This window comes from Entomomonas asaccharolytica, assembly GCF_016653615.1.
Lineage (GTDB): Bacteria > Pseudomonadota > Gammaproteobacteria > Pseudomonadales > Pseudomonadaceae > Entomomonas > Entomomonas asaccharolytica.
This window is the reverse complement of record NZ_CP067393.1, coordinates 707,888-725,016: the sequence shown is the minus strand read 5'-3', so window position 1 is coordinate 725,016 and position 17,129 is coordinate 707,888. Positions and strand designations below refer to the sequence as shown.

Genomic DNA, 17,129 nt, shown 5'->3' with positions numbered 1-17,129 from the left:
GTTTCTTAAAGAACACCCTATAAGGTAGTTTCATGGTACAAGTTAAAGCACATCAATCTATTAATGAAGATGGTAGTATCAATTTAGATGCTTGGCTAGAACATATTAATGCCATGGTTTCGGGCTTAGATATTGCTACTTTACGCAAAGTCTGTGAATATGTGTCCAACGTTGTTAACACCAGTAAGCCAACCCATAAAGGTTGGAATGAAGATATTTCTTGTTTTCATGTTGGCTTAGATATCGCAGAAATTTTAGCTGATTTAAACCTTGACCAAGAAACATTAACCGCCGCTATTATCTATCGTGCAGTACGTGAAAATTATATTACCTTAGAACAAGTACAAGAAAAGTTTGGTGTAACTGTTGCTAAATTGATTGAGGGTGTGCTACGCATGGCTGCTATTAGCTTTGCTAACAACCCCGTAGAATCTGATATGCTAAGCCCACAAACACAAGTAGAAAACCTACGCAAAATGCTTGTGGCAATGATTGATGATGTGCGAGTAGCTCTTATAAAACTGGCAGAACGTACTTGTGCCATTCGTGCGGTAAAAAATGCTGATAATGCACGTAAAATAAAAGTTGCCCGTGAAGTGGCTGATATTTATGCTCCTCTTGCTCACCGTTTAGGCATTGGTCATATTAAATGGGAATTGGAAGACCTTTCATTCCGTTATTTAGAGCCAGAGCAATATAAACAAATCGCTACCCTACTACATGAGCGTCGTTTAGATCGCGAACAATATATCGCTGATGTTATGCAGCAACTTCGTGAAAAACTGGAAGAAGCCAATATCAAAGCTGATATCAGTGGTAGAGCTAAACATATCTACTCAATTTGGCGAAAAATGCAGCGTAAAGGGTTAAAATTTAGCCAAATTTATGATGTGCGTGCAGTACGAGTATTAGTACCTGAATTAGCCGACTGTTACACCACCTTAGGGATTGTACATACCTTATGGCGTCATATTCCTAAAGAATTTGATGACTATATAGCCAACCCAAAAGAAAATGGCTATCGTTCATTACATACAGCAGTAATTGGTCCTGAAGGAAAAGTGCTAGAAGTACAAATCCGTACCCAAACCATGCATGAAGAAGCTGAGTTAGGGGTTTGTGCCCATTGGCGTTATAAAGGAACTGATGTTAAAAGCAAATCTGATCATTATGAGGAAAAGATTGCATGGTTACGTCAAGTTTTAGAGTGGCAAGAAGAACTTGGCGACTTTATGGGAATTGCAGACCAATTAAGGTTGGATACTGAACCTGATCGCGTCTATGTCTTTACCCCTGAGGGCCATGCAGTTGATCTACCGAAAGGCGCTACTCCGTTAGATTTTGCTTATCGTGTGCATACCGAAGTAGGACATCGTTGCCGAGGAGCTAAAATAGATGGTCGTATCGTACCGCTTAACTACAATCTTAAAACAGGTGAACAAGTTGAAATTATAACCAGTAAAGAAGGGGGCCCTAGTCGTGACTGGTTAAATCCTAACTTAGGCTATATCAACACTTCTAAAGCACGTGCCAAAATTATTCACTGGTTTAAACTACAAGACCGTGATCAAAACGTTGCTGCGGGTAAGAGCATGATTGAACGTGAATTATCACGGCTAGCCTTACACCATGTTAATTTTGAAAAACTGGCAGAAAAAGCGAATGTAAGAAATGCTGAAGACCTTTTTGCTGGACTTGGTGCTGGTGATTTACGTTTAGCCCATATCGTAAACCTTGCCCATCAATTAATAGAGCCTACCAGTAATGAAGTTGAACAACTGGAATTGATTCAACGTCGCCCTAGCAAGATTGGTAATAACCCTGGCGAAATTCAAATTCAAGGTGTGGGTAATCTGATGACTCAGATGGCTAACTGTTGCCATCCTCTACCTGGTGATGCCGTTATTGGTTATATTACCGTAGGGCGTGGTGTAACTATCCATCGTCAAGACTGCCCTAATGCTCTACAACTAGCCAGTCGTGAACCTGAACGCATGATCCAAGTAGATTGGGGTCCTGTACCCGCTAAGACCTACCCTGTGGATGTTCAAATCAAAGCCTATGATCGTTCAGGTTTATTACGTGATATATCACAATTATTATTAAATGAAAAAATTAATGCACTGGCAGTCAATACGTTATCAAATAAAGAAGATAATACCGCCTCTATGAGATTAACCATTGAGATTACTGGTTTAGATGCATTGGGTAGACTATTAAGCCGTATTTCTCAGTTACCTAATATTATCGAAGTTAAACGTAGTTTAAATGGCTAATATATTATAACTTATTCTTACTAACCGTTTATTTGTCTGAAAAAAGAGCTATAAACAGATTATAAATTTCTTAATAGCTACTACTAGCATCATCAAATCTACGACGATATGTATTCTTTGCTTGATTCATACAACCAGGTGTACTATCAGCAGTAGATTTAAATAGTTTACCTGCTGCATATTTGCCTAACTCAGTTAGCGGTTTCTTCCCTGGTGCCAAAGGGCGAGGAACCCAAGCCATTGCATTATTACAATCACCAACTTCAGCTATATATTCCAATAGCACATTTGCAACCGCTTCATTAATCTGCCAATTTTTTACAACATGGTAACCATAAAGATTAACCAAGGTTTGCCTAACATCATCGCGCATACTTTCGTCCATAAATAATGTCCCTTATTTTTTATTTTTTTTATGTATTGTTGATAATAGTTGATCTATTTCCTTATTGGTGAACCCTTTAAAACCTATCATATAAACTTCTTTTGGTTCACCCAATATAAAGGTATCAATAGTACTTTTATCACTAAAAGAATTGTGGTACTTAGTTCTAATCACATCGTAATCAATATTATTAATTTGATAACTAATTAACTCATTCTCACATAAACGCTGTAACCTAATAATAGCGTTAATTTCACTGTTGTTTTTCGCTTGCTTTGGCAATATTCCAAAAGCCTCTTTAAAAACCACTACAGGATCATAATCTGCCTCACGCCCATCAATTAGCATATTGGTAGAAAATGTTAGGTATATGGTTTTATCTTGTTCATACTTAAAAATTAAATTATCGTTGAAATAACCTATATCTTTAGGTGGTGGAAGCTCAATAATAAACCCCGCAAAAAAAACGGGAGTGTTAGTGCTTTTTTGATAGGTTAATGTTTGTTTATTAATGGGAGGCTTACATACGTGCTGATTATTAGCTAGTGCTAAAATAGGCATACAGCAAACTATTAGAAAATAAATTATTTTTCTCATAAAAATCCCTGTTTATCTTTATCAACTTACCTTGTTGCTACCATAGATAGTTAATTTATTTTTGTCAAATTTGTACAAAACTGTGTAAAACAGCTATACCTGCATGGGTAGGGTTTTACTGAAAAAGCTCACATCAATGAAAACTAATAATTACATTATTCTTAAAATAAGTAATACTTATCCACCCTTTTAACACGATTTAATTTGTTAATATTTAAATCGTGTTAAATAACAGAGAGTTAATTACTTCTCACCAATCCAACCTTCTAGCATATCTGAGAACTCATCCGCATGCTCCTCTTCTTGCTCTAGAATACTTTCAAGAATACGTTTTGTAGTAGTATCAGCATTACCAATATAGTTAATCATCTCTCTATAACTATCAACAGCTATCCGTTCCGCAATTAGATTTTCTTTAACCATATCTTTTAAGGTTACACCCTCTTGATATTCTGCGTGTGAACGTTTAGTTAAAGTATCTGGATTTAAATCAGGCTCACCACCTAATTGTACGATACGCTCAGATAGCATATCAGCGTGTTCTTGCTCTTGCTTAGCATGTTCAAGAAACTCACCTTTAACTGCATCTGCAAGCATACCTGCAGCCATATAATAATGGCGATAGTAACGTAAAATACATACCCATTCGGTAGCTAAAGCAGCATTTAACAGTTCAATAACTTTTTTACGGTCTAATGTATAGGATTCAGTAACTGCACCATCTTCAATATTTTTTCTAGCGTTGGCACGTAATTCTTCTGTTGAAGTAAACTGAAAATATTCTCTATCTTGCGACATGGTAAATCTCCTCTTAATTTTAGAGTATGAATAAATTTCACACTTTTTTACTTATATCTATTAGGCTATTAATACGATTTTTAGGTAGATTTCTTTAAGACAACTCAATAAAGTTAACTACAACAAAATCTTATAAGTTATAACTTTTAAATATAGTAAAGACTAATACTAGCCAGAGGTACTATCATTAAGTCTAACAATTAAGGGCTATTTGCAAGAGAATATTTATTAATTAGCTTGTTTCAAAAACACGATCAACACCTGTACTGGATACACCTTGTTCGTACAGTATTTCATCATAAAGACGGCCGTCTTCTAAATAATATTGCCAAAAGCCTATTTGCAATCCTTGTGAATAACTGCCTTGTACTGATTTAGCACCATTTTCATGCCAACTTGTATAACTACCTGTTAACTTACCCTGCTTATAAAAGCATTCTTTTTCTTGTTGTCCTGACTCATACCACTCCAAGCATGGGCCTTTTTCTATGCCATGCTCATAAGTCAATTGGGTTTTAAGTTGACCGTTTTCATACCAATATTGAACTGAACCATTTAAGCTGTCTTGATAATATTGGCCTTCTCTTTCCTTTTGGCCATTTTTGTACCAGCATGCTCCACGACCATGAAAACACCCTTCGTGGTAAGGAATTATCTGATCTTTCTGACCATTGTCGTACCAAAGCCGCCAATAACCCTCTTCAAGGCCATCAACATAAGGAGCTTCTAAGGCAATTTTGCCATTTTCATGCCACTCTAACCAAACAATATCTTCTACAGGTGTTCCTTCATCAAAATAAACAGCAACACGTTGCTCTGTTAAAGGGTGACAAGATTGACAAAAGCCATGCTTAACACCCGCATCATAATGATCTTCTGTTTTTAACTTCCCGTTCCTGTACCAACTGCGCCAAGCACCATGACGTTCTCCTTGTTGATAATAACCTTCAGTTTGTTTTTCACCATCTTCATACCACGCTTGATACACACCTTGGGAAATATCTCGCACATAGCATTGTTGTTGTTCTTTTTGGCCATTTTCGTAATAAGTAACCCACCAACCTTCACGCTCACCCTCATGAAAATAGCCTTCAATGCATTTATTACCTGTTTCATACCACGTAATAAATATGCCCTCTTCTAATCCTTTTTGATAATGCTTTTCCGTAGATTTCTGACCATTCTCGTAATAAGATGACCAGACACCTGCACGCATACCTTGCTCTAAAGCACCCTCAAGTACTAATCGACCTTCATCAATTACTTTATGCTCACCATGTAGCCAACCTTCCTGGTAATGTGATTCAATATAGGAGTTCTCATCATCAGGCCAATATTTTCGCCAACAACCTTGTTTATGGTTATCTAAAAAATATCCTTCGCCAGCCTTTTGACCATGGATATACCAACTATTCCACTGACCATTACGCTTGCCAGCTTGGTAATTAACCTGTTGTTCTTTCGCACCTGTTTTATAATAAAGGGTTAGCAGTCCATCTATAGGCAATAACTCATAATCAAAACTAACTGGAATAACAGATTTGTTACCCATGATTAAAAAAGGATCTGTACGTTTTTCACCTGACACATAAAAATCTTGCACCAAGCAACCCTCAGTACTTCTTTCAATTAACTGGCGAGTAAAAGATTTAACAGCAGCAAGATGGAGTATTTTGGAGGTCATGAATTAGGTTCAGTACTAGTAACAGCTAAAGTGAAATATCAACCTTATACTATACATCAGTTAGTCATGATTATCGAATAATATGCGAGTTATTATTCTCACAAAATATTAAATCAGTGGTTGCTTTATCTTATTGAATGGACTCAATAGGTTTTTCAACATCATCTCTGCTTGATAAATTGCATCTGCATTAACTTTATCACTCGCTACAACCTGTTCTAGTAGAGCCTCTACCCGTTCGCTCTCACGCTCAGAAATACTATAAAGTTGAGCAAGTAATAAGGCTGCATTATCATCACCTTTTGCCAAAGCCAACTCTAAATAATGCTTGTAGCGCAAAATATCATGGGTATGGCGATAAGCAATAGCAAGGTTAAGATTGCTTGTAAAACAGCCACTTTCTATCGCCCTCACATACCATTTGATAGCATCTGTAATATTGACAACCACCCCTATCCCATAAAGATAAATACCACCTAAAATATCCATCGCTTTAGCACAACCATCAGCCGCTAATTGCTCAAGCAACTTGCGCGCTTTTTTATATTTTTGGCGATCTAGACATTCAGTTACTTTAGCTAATTGCTTTATTACTTTTTTTGAGTCCTGTTGATAATTAGTGGGGTATTTTATTTTCTTAACCACAGGCTTAACGGATTTAAATAAACCCGCAAAACTTTCTAATTTTTCTTCTTTTTCCAAATTGTTTAAAATTTTTTGTGCCTGTTCAATTTCATCCTGATAAGTATTATCACGGGTTACTACCAATAGTAATAACGATTGCACTTGTAAACGTTCTTGAGTGGATACACTGTATAACTTTGCTAAGTTAAATGCAGCACTATCATCCCCTTGCGCCATCGCTTTTTCTAAATAATATTTATAGCGTTGCATATCGCCTAATTGACGATAGGTAATGGCTAAATTAGTTGTATTTTCACCTTGCTTGATCGCTTCTAAATCCCAGTAAATGGATTTTTTATATTGTTTTCTAACATACTCACCATTGTGGTACATCATGGCTAACGCATTCATTGCATGAACATTGCCTTCATTAGCTAACTCACTAAATAAACGATAAGCTTTTTTATAATTCCCCATATCACTGGCTTTACTGGCCTCGTCTAAGCGGTCATATTTTTTAATCATTGTATGCTCCTAGTATATTCAGTGAGGACACGTTGTAAATTTTCAGGCAAGGGATTATTACGGCAAGCTTCAACAGTATAAATATTGGTGATATTAGTATAACAAGGCCAGTCTTGTTGTGGCATTTGATGTACATCATAAGTAATTGCAATTAAACCATTTTTTACATCTTTGCTTGGTGTGTCACTACGCATAACAGCAGTAATAAAACAGGTATTAGACTGTTCATCTGCTAAAAAACGGATAGTTTTAACATATTCGTGGGCTTCTACCTGAGCAATAAGCTGTTGTTTATCTGCCATGGTGGGACAACGTTTATATTTTTGATAAAAGCTGATAAGTGGCTGCTGATATTGTTTAATTAATTGGTAAGCTTGTTGTGTTTCTAATGCCGGGCGTTTTTGATAGTGCAAAATAACCTGGGATAATATTTTATGGCTAGCAATAAATAGCACAACAAAAATAACCCAAAATCCAATAATAAATAGCGTACGTTTTTTAATCAATTTCACCATTATTACACTAATTGTTACCTATTACCATTAACTTAATATTGTATTATCTATTAGCTATTAAATAAATTATACTAATAATTCATTAATGTAATATTGGATCTAGAAATATGCCTTGGTATGGTTGGATAATTCTCTTTTTAGCCCTTTCTGCTATAATTAGTCCACTATTTTCTTTGTTAAAATCAAACAAAAAAATTCAACTCACTGAAGAACAAAAAAAGCGTATTCGCGAACGTAATGTTAAATGGGATGAAATGGAAAAAAAAGACAAAGAGTAACCTAGTCTTTGCTTTTTAATTTACAAGACAAAAATAATTTTTTACAACTCTGGTAGGTCTTATATGTATTCTTATACTGCTCGTCCATCATTATTAGCAAATCGTACTATTGTTATCACTGGTGCTGGACAAGGTATAGGAAAGGCTCTTGCATTAAATTGTGCAGCACTGGGAGCAAAGGTTATATTACTGGCAAGAACAGCCAGTAAATTGGATGCAGTGAGTAAACAAATAATAGAACAAGGTTATTTATCGCCTATTATTATTCCCTTTGATCTAGCTACAGCTAAAGAGCAAGATTATATGCAGTTAGCTAAGCAACTAGCTGATCAAGTCAATCAATTAGATGGCTTAGTTAATAATGCTGCTATTGCCGCTGACTTAAAACCATTTACAGCGCTATCTATTGAAGAGTTTCAACAAATTATGGAAGTTAATGTAAATGCCACTTTTGCATTAACTAAATATTTACTTCCTCTTTTACAAAAAGCACCTGATGCTTCTATCATTTTTACCTCAAGCGCTGTTGGTCGTAAAGGACGTGCGCTATGGAGTGCTTATGCTAGTTCCAAATTTGCTATAGAAGGGCTTATGCAATGCGTGGCAGAGGAATTAAAAGATACTACAATTAGAACAAATAGTGTTAATCCTGGTGCAACTAGAACAGCGATGCGTGCCCATGTTTATCCACAGGAAACTGTAACTGATAATCCACTACCAGAACAAATAATGCCTGTTTATCTTTACCTTTTAGGCCCTGATAGTATAGGTGTTAACGGTCAAGCACTTAATGCACAATAATTTATATAATGACTAAACAAACTGCTTTAATTCAAATGCATATCGCTGCCATTTTATTTGGTGTGTCTGGCATTTTTGGCAATCTTATTGCCAGCGACTCATTTGTTATTAGTATGGGTCGCTCTATTTTTGCTATTTTTGCCATGACATTACTTAGCTTGCATTTCCGTTATATACCTTGGCGTATTCCATTAAAAGCTTTTTATAGTCTAGTGGTGGCAGGTATTTTATTAGCCGCCCATTGGGTTACCTTTTTCTATGCCATTAAAGTAGGCAATGTGGCAATGGCTACTTTAGGTTTTGCTTGTTTTCCTGCTTGTGTAGCTTTATTTGAAATGTTGTTTTTTAAAGACAAAATCACCAAAGTAGAATATTGTTTACTGTTTTGTGTTTCTGCTGGTCTTATTATGGTTACACCCTCTTTTGATTTAAGTGATGGTGGTACCATGGGACTTATTTGGGGAACAATTTCAGGTATTCTTTATGGTGCAAGTGTTGTTATTAATCGCTACACGCTAAAACTCACAACAGGTGTGCAAATTTGTTGGTGGCAATGTCTGGTTGTATTTGTAATCTTATTTCCTTTTACGGTGACTAGCTTACCTGCTGTCTCACAAATGGATTGGTTATGGATTGCATGTTTAGGATTATTGTGTACAGGGCTATCTTATTATCTTTTTATCAGCAGCCTAACCGCTATTAATGCCAAAACAGCTTCAATCATTATTGCCTTAGAACCTGTCTATGCTATTGTTGGGGCATGGATATTATTTAGTGAGCAACCGACCATTAGAACAATTATTGGTGGTTTAGTGATTATCTTAGCAGTGATTTGGGCTGGTTTACAGAAACAAGCAACCACTACAAAATTAGTGACTGAATAAAATAAGGTAGGAAATAATCCTACCTTTATTATACATATAGCTGTTGCAATACAATTTTAAACGAGGCAAATGACTGAAGTTACTACAACTAGTACAGCAAAGTCATTTAACGATGTATAAAAATGCAGATTAATAACTATAATTAGTGCTGATGACCGCCTTCACCATGAATATGACCATGTTCTAACTCTTCAGCAGTAGCTTCACGTACATCTGCTACTTTAACTTTAAAGTTTAAACGTTGGCCTGCTAGTGGGTGATTACCATCTACCGTTACATCGTCACCTTCAATATCACGTATAACAACTACTTGCATACCACCATCTGGAGCTGATGCATGGAACTGCATACCTGGCTCTAATTGCTCAACACCTTGGAAAGCACTACGAGGTACTACCGCCACTAAATCAACAGAATATTCGCCATAGCCATCTTCAGGTTCAACTTGTACATCCAATTCATCGCCTGCTTTTTTTCCTACAAGGGCACTTTCTAAACCTGGGATAATATTATTAAAACCATGCAAGTAAGCTAGCGGTGGATGTCCTTCTGAACTATCTAAAACATCACCTGCATCGTTAGTTAATGTGTATTCAATATATACTGCTTTTTTAGGTTCAATTTGCATGGTCTATTGGCCTTTCTTTTCAAAATTTAAAATAAACGTTAATCTTACATTGCTTAGTTAAAGATATCGACTAAAAAATAGTTAAAATTGTATATATATAAGTATTTTGCTTTCTAATAAAAATTCAAATAAAACCCTAATGCCATGATATTTAATGATTTAATATTTTTTAATGGCAATTAACTATTCAATTGAAAATAAAGCCATAAAACTAATGAACAATTGAAGTTTTTTTTACACTAATCAATATAACTACTAAACAATCTTATTTAAAGTTACTTAATTTACCCACATCAACTATAATGTGACCCGTTTTAATTATTGTATAAACAACAGGTAAAAATGTATGACCTCGCGTAATATTTTAGTCATTAATTGTGGTAGTTCTTCTCTAAAATTTGCTTTAGTAAACCCTAAACAAAGCGAATTTGCTATTTCAGGTTTAGCAGAACGTTTAAATACACCTGAAGCTATTGTTACTTGGAAGACAGGTAGTGACAAAAACAGTTTAATGATCCCTAACGGTGATCACAAAACAGCCCTTTCACAAATTATGCCCCGTGTACAAGAGGTTTGCCAAGGTGAGTTAGATGGTATTGGGCATCGGGTGGTACATGGTGGTAGACATTTCACTGCACCTCACAAAATTACGCCACAAGTTATTTCTGAAATAGAACGTATATCTCCCCTAGCACCATTACATAACCCACCTGCCTTACAAGGTATGCGTGCTGCATTAGAGGTATATCCTGATTTATTACAAGTAGTGGTATTTGATACAGCATTCCACCAAACAATGCCAGATCATGCTTTCCGCTATTGTATACCCGAAGAATATTATACTAAACATAATATCCGTCGTTATGGTTTCCATGGCACCAGCCATCGTTATGTAAGTCAGCAAGCAGCTGATTTTTGTGATTTAAACGCAGGCGATAGTTATTGGCTGTCAGCCCATTTAGGTAATGGTTGTTCTACTTGTGCTATTGCTAATGGACAAAGCTTAGATACCAGTATGGGGCTAACCCCTCAAGAAGGTGTATGCATGGGTACCCGCAGTGGTGATGTAGATCCTGGTTTACATGGTCACTTAGTACGTATCTTAAATATGACTGTTGATGAAGTTGATAATCTACTTACTAAACAAAGTGGTTTATTAGGCTTATCGGGGCTTTCTAATGATATGCGTTCTTTAGAAGAAGCTAGAAGCCGTGGCCATAAAGGCGCTACGATGGCAATTGAAGTTTTCTGCTATCGCTTAGCTAAATCATTGGCTAGCATGGCTTGTGCTTTACCCTGTATTGATGGTCTTATTTTTACAGGTGGTATTGGTGAAAACTCACCATTAATTAGAGCGCGTACTGTATCTTGGTTAAAATTATTAGGTTTTGCAATTGAAAGCGAAGCTAATGCTAAATTTGTGCGTGGTAAAGCGGGCTTAATTAGCCAACCAAATACACCACGTATCATTGTTATGCCGACCAATGAAGAACGTCAAATAGCATTGGATACGCTTTTATTTGTAGAAGATAAGTAATAATAGGATAGATTATATATGCATGCTTTTTTTGTAACTTCTACAAATTTTGGTGTTGGTCTTACTTCTATTAGCTTAGGCCTTATTCGAGCACTAGAAAATAAAGGATTAAAAGTTGGTTTTTGTAAACCAATTGCCCAACATCATGATAGAGAACAGTTACCAGATTACTCTTCTGAACTAATTGAAAAAACAGTTGGTATAAAGTCACCTAAGCCCCTTTCAAGAAATTATGTTGAACAGCGTTTAAGTAATGATCAATTAGATATACTGTTAGAAGATGCTATTAATCTATTTCAGCAAGCCTCTATTGATAAAGATGTGATAGTAATCGAAGGCATGGTACCTACTCTGCAATCAAACTATGCTACATTTATTAATGCAGCACTGGCTAAAAGTTTGAATGCAGATATTATTATGGTGGCGGCTCCTGAAGAAGAGCATGAAACTACAGAAGAGTTTATTGATGCTATCGAAATTCAAGCCCATGCCTTTGGTGGTCCACGTAACAAAAAACTAATAGGTGTAATACTTAATAAAATTAAAGCGCTTGAAGGCCCTGATGCATTTAAAGAGCATTTACAAAACGCTGCACCACAGCTATTTAAAGACGACTTTAAAATATTAGGCTGTAATCCTTGGCGTGAAGAATTAAATGCACCACGTTTACAAGATATAGCTAAACAGCTTAATGCCCAAATAATCAATAAAGGCGAACTTGATACACGTCGTGTTCACAAAATTGTGCTTTGTGCCAGAGCTGTACCTGATACTATCCCACTGTTTGAACCTGGTGTTTTGATTGTTACGCCTGGTGATCGTGATGATATTATCATGGCAACCAGTTTAGCGGCCATGAACGGTATTCCACTGGCAGGTTTAATACTATGTAGTAACTTTGAACCTGATAAACGGATTATGACCCTTTGTAAAGCAGCATTAGAAGGTGGCTTACCTGTTCTTTCTGTTAAAACAGGTTCCTATGATACTGCCACTAACTTATCACATATAGATAAAAGTATTGCTGTAGACGACCAAGATCGTGCTAAGCAAGTAACTGAATTTATTGCTGAACAGTTAGATGAAGAATGGTTATTTCAACGTTGTGGTGTTATTCAAGAAGCTCGTTTATCACCACCCGCTTTTCGTTATCAATTGGTTAAACGCGCGCAAGAAGCCAATAAGCGCATTGTTTTACCTGAAGGCAATGAGCCAAGAACTATTCAAGCTGCAATTATCTGTCACCAACGTAACATTGCACGTTGTGTACTTTTAGCAAAACCTGAAGAAGTTAATAATGTAGCGAAAGGCTTAGGCTTACAATTACCTGATAGCTTAGAGATTATTGATCCTGATAGTATCCGCCAAAACTATGTAGCACCTTTAGTAGAATTACGTAAAAATAAAGGTATGACCCCTTTAATTGCTGAACAATCGCTAGGTGATTCCGTTGTATTAGGTACTATGATGCTTGCTACTGATGACGTAGACGGATTAGTATCAGGCGCTGTTAATACCACAGCTAATACAGTACGCCCTGCGTTACAATTGATTAAAACATCTCCTGAATACAATTTAGTATCTTCTGTATTCTTTATGCTTTTACCTGACCAAGTCTTAGTCTATGGTGATTGTGCTATCAACCCTGACCCTAGCGCTGAACAGCTAGCTGATATTGCTATTCAAAGTGCCGAATCAGCTGCCGCTTTTGGTATCACTCCACGGGTTGCCATGATCAGTTATTCTACAGGTTCTTCTGGAGGTGGTGAAGATGTGGAAAAAGTTAGGCTAGCTACTGAGCTTGCCAAACAGAAACGCCCTGATTTATTGATTGATGGTCCACTGCAATACGATGCGGCAGCCATTGAAAGTGTCGGTAAGCAAAAAGCACCTGATAGCCTAGTTGCAGGTAAAGCCACCGTATTTATTTTCCCAGATTTAAATACAGGTAATACTACTTATAAAGCAGTACAACGTAGTGCGCAAGTAATTAGTGTTGGCCCAATGTTACAAGGCTTAAGAAAACCTGTTAATGATTTATCCAGAGGTGCTTTAGTAGAGGATATTGTATTCACTATTGCGCTCACTGCCATTCAAGCAAATAGTAAAAAATAGGTTTTTGATATTAAATTTATAGGGAGCTAGCGTTTCTAGCTCCTCCTTATGTTATCAATTGATTGTTTTTTATCAACAAACTCACAATTTAAAATCATGTTCTAAGCGAAATTTGTGGAGTATAATGATTTAAATAATTAGCCTATCAATAATAAAACCCAGAGGAGATTGATTAACGTGACTTTTATGCCGTGGACGAAAGAGTTAGAAACTGGTATTCCTCAGATTGATGAGCAACACAAGTGGTTGGTAGATCTTACCAATAAACTTTATGAATCAATGAGCAATGATGGCCAAATCGACTCTGCAGAAATTGGTAATATTTTAGAGCAATTAGTGGACTATACCATTAACCATTTTATTGCTGAAGAAACATTGTTTGCTAATTTGGACTATCCTGAAACAACTAGCCATGTTAAACAACACAATATGTTTACTCATAAAGTATATAGTCTTTTAGAGAGACATGAAGCTGGTGATGACAGTGTGGCTAGTATTGAAACATTAGAGTTACTTAAAAATTGGCTAACTAATCACATTATGAAAACAGATAAAGATTACATTGAATTTTTTCGTGAGAAAAATGTTGTTTAATATTTTTAGAAGGGGATTAGTTAATCCCCTTTTTTTATCTTTGTTCTAATGCACTATTTTGTTGAGTTAACCCTTCTTGTACAAACCTTGCCATCCATTCTGCTACCACAACACCTTGATGTTCTGCAGATAAGCTACTGATAGCTTTAGCATATAACTCTTTCCCTAATTGCTCTTCTCTACTATCAAATATAGCTTTGGCATAATTTACAACAAACTCAGGATGCCCTTGAAAACATAAAACCTGCTTTCCTATAGTAAATGCAGCATTTGGACAAAAATCACTCTTTGCAACTAATGTAGCGGATTCTGGTAATAAGGTTACTTGATCTTGATGACTGATTAATAACGTCAATTTATCTAATGCAGGTGTCATCCAATCAGCTTTATGGTTGACATCGTAATGGTGAGAGCCTACTCCCCAGCCTTGTATAGCACGCTCTACCTTACCACCGAATACTAATGCCAGTAATTGATGGCCAAAGCATACGCCCAATAAAATCTTTCCTTGATCAAATAAATTTTTCACATAAACTTTTAATGTTTCTATCCAAGGATCATTAGCAAAAGAATCCGCTTTACTACCCGTAATTAGATAAGCATCCCATTGTTCATCTGCACTTGGGTAATCCCCATTAACAACATTGTATACTTTACATTCAACAGCAATAGGTTGCGTAGAAAACATTTTCTCAAACATCGCACCATAACCATGATACTCTGCCACTAGCTCAGGCCGAATAAAGTCTGTTTCCAAAATACAAATTCTTAAAACCATTTCTAATACAACCTCGTCTTACCAACAACAATATATACCTTTCCTTTTTAAATTATACATTATAAAAAATACTTTTTTTATAGCACTTAGTTCTATCTATAGAATTTCTAAATCGTTTAATTGTTTATTATTATGCGTAAATTAAAGACAAAAAAAAGCCAGCAGTAAAACTGCTGGCTTTTAATTAATTCAATTAAGAATTAATTACCAACTGTGCAGCAAACATTGTAGTTGTTTGTGCTAGTAATGCTGTTTACAGTACCTTTGTAACCAGTTACTTTAACGTGAATTGTTTTGAATACAAAGAAATCATCTACAGTTACTTCGTAACGTGGAGAGATTAATACATCACCATTAACTGGAGCTAATGCATTGTAAGCAGCAGCTGATTGAACTTGTGGAGTTTTGTCTAATGGGTTAGCAGGTAATAAACCACCACCAGTAATGCCATCATAACCTACGCCATCAGCAAAATTGCTGTCGCCACCAAAAGCGATGAAACCGAATAAAACGTTTAAGCTAGACTCACCAGTTACTTTCTCACCAACTTTGATGTCAGCACGTAATTCATTAGTAACTAAACGTGGGCTTAAAGTAGCACTTGGTTTGTTAGTGTTAAAGCTATGGCAACCAGCAGCAACTACTACAGCACCTGCTAATGCAGCAAATTTAATAGACTTAAGCATATTTTTTCCTTTCATACGAATTTTAGAATTTTATTCCAATTGAAATACAGTTCCGCAAATAATAACGGTAGCAAAATCCTACCATTATAACTACATTATGTACAGTCCTTGAGCTAAAAAGTATATCAAAATTTAAGCTCCAATTAAGATTACTAATAATATAGCTGGCTAAATGATAACATTGTTATATTTTTCAGCAAATATTTGTTAGCCTAGCTAATGCTCGAAAGATAATATTTTGTGATATTTATCAAAATATTTCAGCAATGATTCATTTATCTCCCTTCTATAAAACTAAATTATGATTTTTTGCATTAAAGGTTTAATAATGCTATTGCCAATCTATTTAATAATGATTACTATTAGCAAATAAGTAATATCTAAATTTTCATGCTTTATGTAGTACCTAACTTATTATTTAACTCGCTTGTTATTTGAGTTTAATATATGGAGATATTTATGCGTTCTTTATTTATTCTACCCGCTATTTTACTTTGTACTACTTCTATCAGCATGGCTAAGGAATACCCTGTTGGTAAACCACAGCAATGTGGTGGAATGGAAATTGCGGCTGTTTATTTACAACCCATTGAAATGGATCCTCCAGGAATGATGCGTCCTGCCAAAGATTCAGATGTTCATTTAGAAGCAGACATAACCGCATTGGAAGATAACCAAAATGGTTTCCAAGAAGGTAGTTGGATTCCTTACTTACAAGTTAATTTTGTATTAACTAAAGTAGGCAGTACTGAAAAAGTAGAAGGTACTTTCCACCCTATGGTTGCTAATGACGGTCCACATTATGGTGATAATGTTAAATTATTAGGCCCTGGCAAATACAATTTAAAATTTACTATCTTACCTCCAGGTAAAAATAGCATGTTTGGCCGTCACACCGATAAAGAAACGGGCGTAGCACCTTGGTTTGAAAAGTGTGAAACAAGTTATGATTTTGTTTATGCAGGTATAGGCAAAAAAGGTGGTTATTAGTAACTCTATATTTATCTTAAAGTTTTCTTTAAGTAAAAGCCAATCACTCACTTGATTGGCTTTTTGCGTTTCAAATTTTGTGAGACAAGCTATGTTAACTAGAAAATTTCTTACCCTTATTGCCTTATTGTTTATCACTGTTACTGCTATAGCTGCACCATTACCCACCTATGAAATAACTATTAAAGATGGTGTCTTTTCCCCAAGCTCAATTGAAGTACCTGCTAAACAACGTTTTAAAATTATTATCAAAAATATTGGTAGTGGCCCTGCTGAGTTTGAAAACTTATCAATGCGTGTAGAAAAAGTATTAGCTGCAGGCGTTAGCTCTTTTGTGGTTATTCATCCGTTAAAACCAGGTTCTTATCATTTTATAGATGAATTTCATCTGGATATGGCTGGTTTCACCATCAATGTTAAATAACCTATTCTGC

The 17,129-nt window shown here is 35.8% G+C and carries 18 protein-coding genes; 9 read left to right on the top strand and 9 right to left on the bottom strand.

What is annotated here, in order from left to right; translation table 11 throughout:
* The first annotated feature begins 32 nt into the window (after positions 1 to 32).
* Positions 33 to 2,276: a GTP diphosphokinase gene (gene relA / locus JHT90_RS03240; protein ID WP_201094015.1), complete on the top strand. Its 2,244-nt coding sequence runs from the start codon at positions 33 to 35 to the stop codon at positions 2,274 to 2,276.
* A 70-nt stretch (positions 2,277 to 2,346) separates the two neighbouring features.
* On the opposite strand, the gene JHT90_RS03235 is transcribed toward relA, so the two are convergent.
* The 6 genes from JHT90_RS03235 to JHT90_RS03210 all read right to left on the bottom strand — a co-directional run bounded on the left by JHT90_RS03235 (position 2,347) and on the right by JHT90_RS03210 (position 7,404).
* Entirely contained in the window at positions 2,347 to 2,661 is a 315-nt protein-coding gene (locus JHT90_RS03235; RefSeq protein ID WP_201094013.1) for a hypothetical protein, read from the bottom strand.
* A gap of 12 nt (positions 2,662 to 2,673) precedes the next feature.
* A complete protein-coding gene (locus JHT90_RS03230; RefSeq protein WP_201094011.1) occupies positions 2,674 to 3,258 on the bottom strand; it encodes a hypothetical protein in 585 nt (194 codons plus the stop codon).
* A gap of 243 nt (positions 3,259 to 3,501) precedes the next feature.
* The gene (locus JHT90_RS03225; RefSeq protein ID WP_201094009.1) at positions 3,502 to 4,056 is read right to left on the bottom strand and encodes a ferritin-like domain-containing protein; all 555 of its coding nucleotides are present in this window, start codon (positions 4,054 to 4,056) and stop codon (positions 3,502 to 3,504) included.
* 232 nt (positions 4,057 to 4,288) lie between these two features.
* A complete protein-coding gene (locus JHT90_RS03220; protein WP_201094007.1) occupies positions 4,289 to 5,740 on the bottom strand; it encodes a toxin-antitoxin system YwqK family antitoxin in 1,452 nt (483 codons plus the stop codon).
* 108 nt (positions 5,741 to 5,848) lie between these two features.
* Complete coding sequence (locus JHT90_RS03215; protein ID WP_201094005.1) at positions 5,849 to 6,889, bottom strand: tetratricopeptide repeat protein; 1,041 nt, start codon at positions 6,887 to 6,889, stop codon at positions 5,849 to 5,851.
* On the bottom strand, positions 6,886 to 7,404 hold the full coding sequence (locus JHT90_RS03210) for a hypothetical protein (protein ID WP_201094003.1): 519 nt from the start codon (positions 7,402 to 7,404) through the stop codon (positions 6,886 to 6,888). The genes JHT90_RS03215 and JHT90_RS03210 overlap by 4 nt, the downstream gene beginning before the upstream one ends.
* A gap of 107 nt (positions 7,405 to 7,511) precedes the next feature.
* On the opposite strand from JHT90_RS03210, the gene JHT90_RS03205 reads away from it, so the two are divergent.
* From JHT90_RS03205 to JHT90_RS03195, 3 genes are all read left to right on the top strand, one after another.
* The gene (locus JHT90_RS03205) at positions 7,512 to 7,682 is read left to right on the top strand and encodes a DUF2897 family protein (RefSeq protein WP_201094001.1); all 171 of its coding nucleotides are present in this window, start codon (positions 7,512 to 7,514) and stop codon (positions 7,680 to 7,682) included.
* 63 nt (positions 7,683 to 7,745) lie between these two features.
* A complete protein-coding gene (locus JHT90_RS03200) occupies positions 7,746 to 8,483 on the top strand; it encodes a YciK family oxidoreductase (protein ID WP_201094000.1) in 738 nt (245 codons plus the stop codon).
* An 8-nt stretch (positions 8,484 to 8,491) separates the two neighbouring features.
* Positions 8,492 to 9,367, top strand: coding sequence for a DMT family transporter (locus JHT90_RS03195; protein WP_201093998.1), 876 nt, complete (start codon positions 8,492 to 8,494; stop codon positions 9,365 to 9,367).
* A 142-nt stretch (positions 9,368 to 9,509) separates the two neighbouring features.
* Here JHT90_RS03195 and JHT90_RS03190 read toward each other — a convergent pair whose 3' ends face one another.
* On the bottom strand, positions 9,510 to 9,995 hold the full coding sequence (locus JHT90_RS03190) for an FKBP-type peptidyl-prolyl cis-trans isomerase (RefSeq protein ID WP_201093996.1): 486 nt from the start codon (positions 9,993 to 9,995) through the stop codon (positions 9,510 to 9,512).
* Between the two features lie 346 nt (positions 9,996 to 10,341).
* Between JHT90_RS03190 and JHT90_RS03185 the strand changes: the two genes are divergently transcribed.
* From JHT90_RS03185 to JHT90_RS03175, 3 genes are all read left to right on the top strand, one after another.
* Positions 10,342 to 11,532 (top strand): acetate kinase, encoded by a 1,191-nt coding sequence (locus JHT90_RS03185; RefSeq protein WP_201093994.1) that lies wholly within the window; start codon positions 10,342 to 10,344, stop codon positions 11,530 to 11,532.
* Positions 11,533 to 11,550: 18 nt separating this feature from the next.
* Positions 11,551 to 13,647, top strand: coding sequence for a phosphate acetyltransferase (pta, locus tag JHT90_RS03180; protein WP_201093993.1), 2,097 nt, complete (start codon positions 11,551 to 11,553; stop codon positions 13,645 to 13,647).
* Between the two features lie 186 nt (positions 13,648 to 13,833).
* Positions 13,834 to 14,241: a bacteriohemerythrin gene (locus JHT90_RS03175; protein WP_236254086.1), complete on the top strand. Its 408-nt coding sequence runs from the start codon at positions 13,834 to 13,836 to the stop codon at positions 14,239 to 14,241.
* A gap of 34 nt (positions 14,242 to 14,275) precedes the next feature.
* On the opposite strand, the gene JHT90_RS03170 is transcribed toward JHT90_RS03175, so the two are convergent.
* Positions 14,276 to 15,019: an amidotransferase gene (locus JHT90_RS03170; RefSeq protein WP_201093989.1), complete on the bottom strand. Its 744-nt coding sequence runs from the start codon at positions 15,017 to 15,019 to the stop codon at positions 14,276 to 14,278.
* A 200-nt stretch (positions 15,020 to 15,219) separates the two neighbouring features.
* Positions 15,220 to 15,705 (bottom strand): hypothetical protein, encoded by a 486-nt coding sequence (locus tag JHT90_RS03165; protein WP_201093987.1) that lies wholly within the window; start codon positions 15,703 to 15,705, stop codon positions 15,220 to 15,222.
* Between the two features lie 459 nt (positions 15,706 to 16,164).
* Here JHT90_RS03165 and JHT90_RS03160 point away from each other — a divergent pair, with 459 nt between their 5' ends.
* Both JHT90_RS03160 and JHT90_RS03155 read left to right on the top strand, forming a co-directional pair.
* Positions 16,165 to 16,695, top strand: coding sequence for an iron transporter (locus JHT90_RS03160; protein ID WP_201093985.1), 531 nt, complete (start codon positions 16,165 to 16,167; stop codon positions 16,693 to 16,695).
* Between the two features lie 91 nt (positions 16,696 to 16,786).
* Positions 16,787 to 17,119 carry a cupredoxin domain-containing protein gene (locus JHT90_RS03155; protein ID WP_201093983.1) on the top strand — a complete coding sequence of 111 codons (333 nt, stop codon included), beginning with the start codon at positions 16,787 to 16,789 and terminating at the stop codon, positions 17,117 to 17,119.
* Positions 17,120 to 17,129 lie beyond the last annotated feature (10 nt).

Bases quoted from the DNA above. Each gene is read 5' to 3' on its own strand.
- relA (WP_201094015.1), top strand. From the start codon at position 33: ATGGTACAAGTTAAAGCACATCAATCTATTAATGAAGATGGTAGTATC.
- JHT90_RS03235 (WP_201094013.1), bottom strand. From the start codon at position 2,661: ATGGACGAAAGTATGCGCGATGATGTTAGGCAAACCTTGGTTAATCTT.
- JHT90_RS03230 (WP_201094011.1), bottom strand. From the start codon at position 3,258: ATGAGAAAAATAATTTATTTTCTAATAGTTTGCTGTATGCCTATTTTA.
- JHT90_RS03225 (WP_201094009.1), bottom strand. From the start codon at position 4,056: ATGTCGCAAGATAGAGAATATTTTCAGTTTACTTCAACAGAAGAATTA.
- JHT90_RS03220 (WP_201094007.1), bottom strand. From the start codon at position 5,740: ATGACCTCCAAAATACTCCATCTTGCTGCTGTTAAATCTTTTACTCGC.
- JHT90_RS03215 (WP_201094005.1), bottom strand. From the start codon at position 6,889: ATGATTAAAAAATATGACCGCTTAGACGAGGCCAGTAAAGCCAGTGAT.
- JHT90_RS03210 (WP_201094003.1), bottom strand. From the start codon at position 7,404: ATGGTGAAATTGATTAAAAAACGTACGCTATTTATTATTGGATTTTGG.
- JHT90_RS03205 (WP_201094001.1), top strand. From the start codon at position 7,512: ATGCCTTGGTATGGTTGGATAATTCTCTTTTTAGCCCTTTCTGCTATA.
- JHT90_RS03200 (WP_201094000.1), top strand. From the start codon at position 7,746: ATGTATTCTTATACTGCTCGTCCATCATTATTAGCAAATCGTACTATT.
- JHT90_RS03195 (WP_201093998.1), top strand. From the start codon at position 8,492: ATGACTAAACAAACTGCTTTAATTCAAATGCATATCGCTGCCATTTTA.
- JHT90_RS03190 (WP_201093996.1), bottom strand. From the start codon at position 9,995: ATGCAAATTGAACCTAAAAAAGCAGTATATATTGAATACACATTAACT.
- JHT90_RS03185 (WP_201093994.1), top strand. From the start codon at position 10,342: ATGACCTCGCGTAATATTTTAGTCATTAATTGTGGTAGTTCTTCTCTA.
- pta (WP_201093993.1), top strand. From the start codon at position 11,551: ATGCATGCTTTTTTTGTAACTTCTACAAATTTTGGTGTTGGTCTTACT.
- JHT90_RS03175 (WP_236254086.1), top strand. From the start codon at position 13,834: ATGCCGTGGACGAAAGAGTTAGAAACTGGTATTCCTCAGATTGATGAG.
- JHT90_RS03170 (WP_201093989.1), bottom strand. From the start codon at position 15,019: ATGGTTTTAAGAATTTGTATTTTGGAAACAGACTTTATTCGGCCTGAG.
- JHT90_RS03165 (WP_201093987.1), bottom strand. From the start codon at position 15,705: ATGCTTAAGTCTATTAAATTTGCTGCATTAGCAGGTGCTGTAGTAGTT.
- JHT90_RS03160 (WP_201093985.1), top strand. From the start codon at position 16,165: ATGCGTTCTTTATTTATTCTACCCGCTATTTTACTTTGTACTACTTCT.
- JHT90_RS03155 (WP_201093983.1), top strand. From the start codon at position 16,787: ATGTTAACTAGAAAATTTCTTACCCTTATTGCCTTATTGTTTATCACT.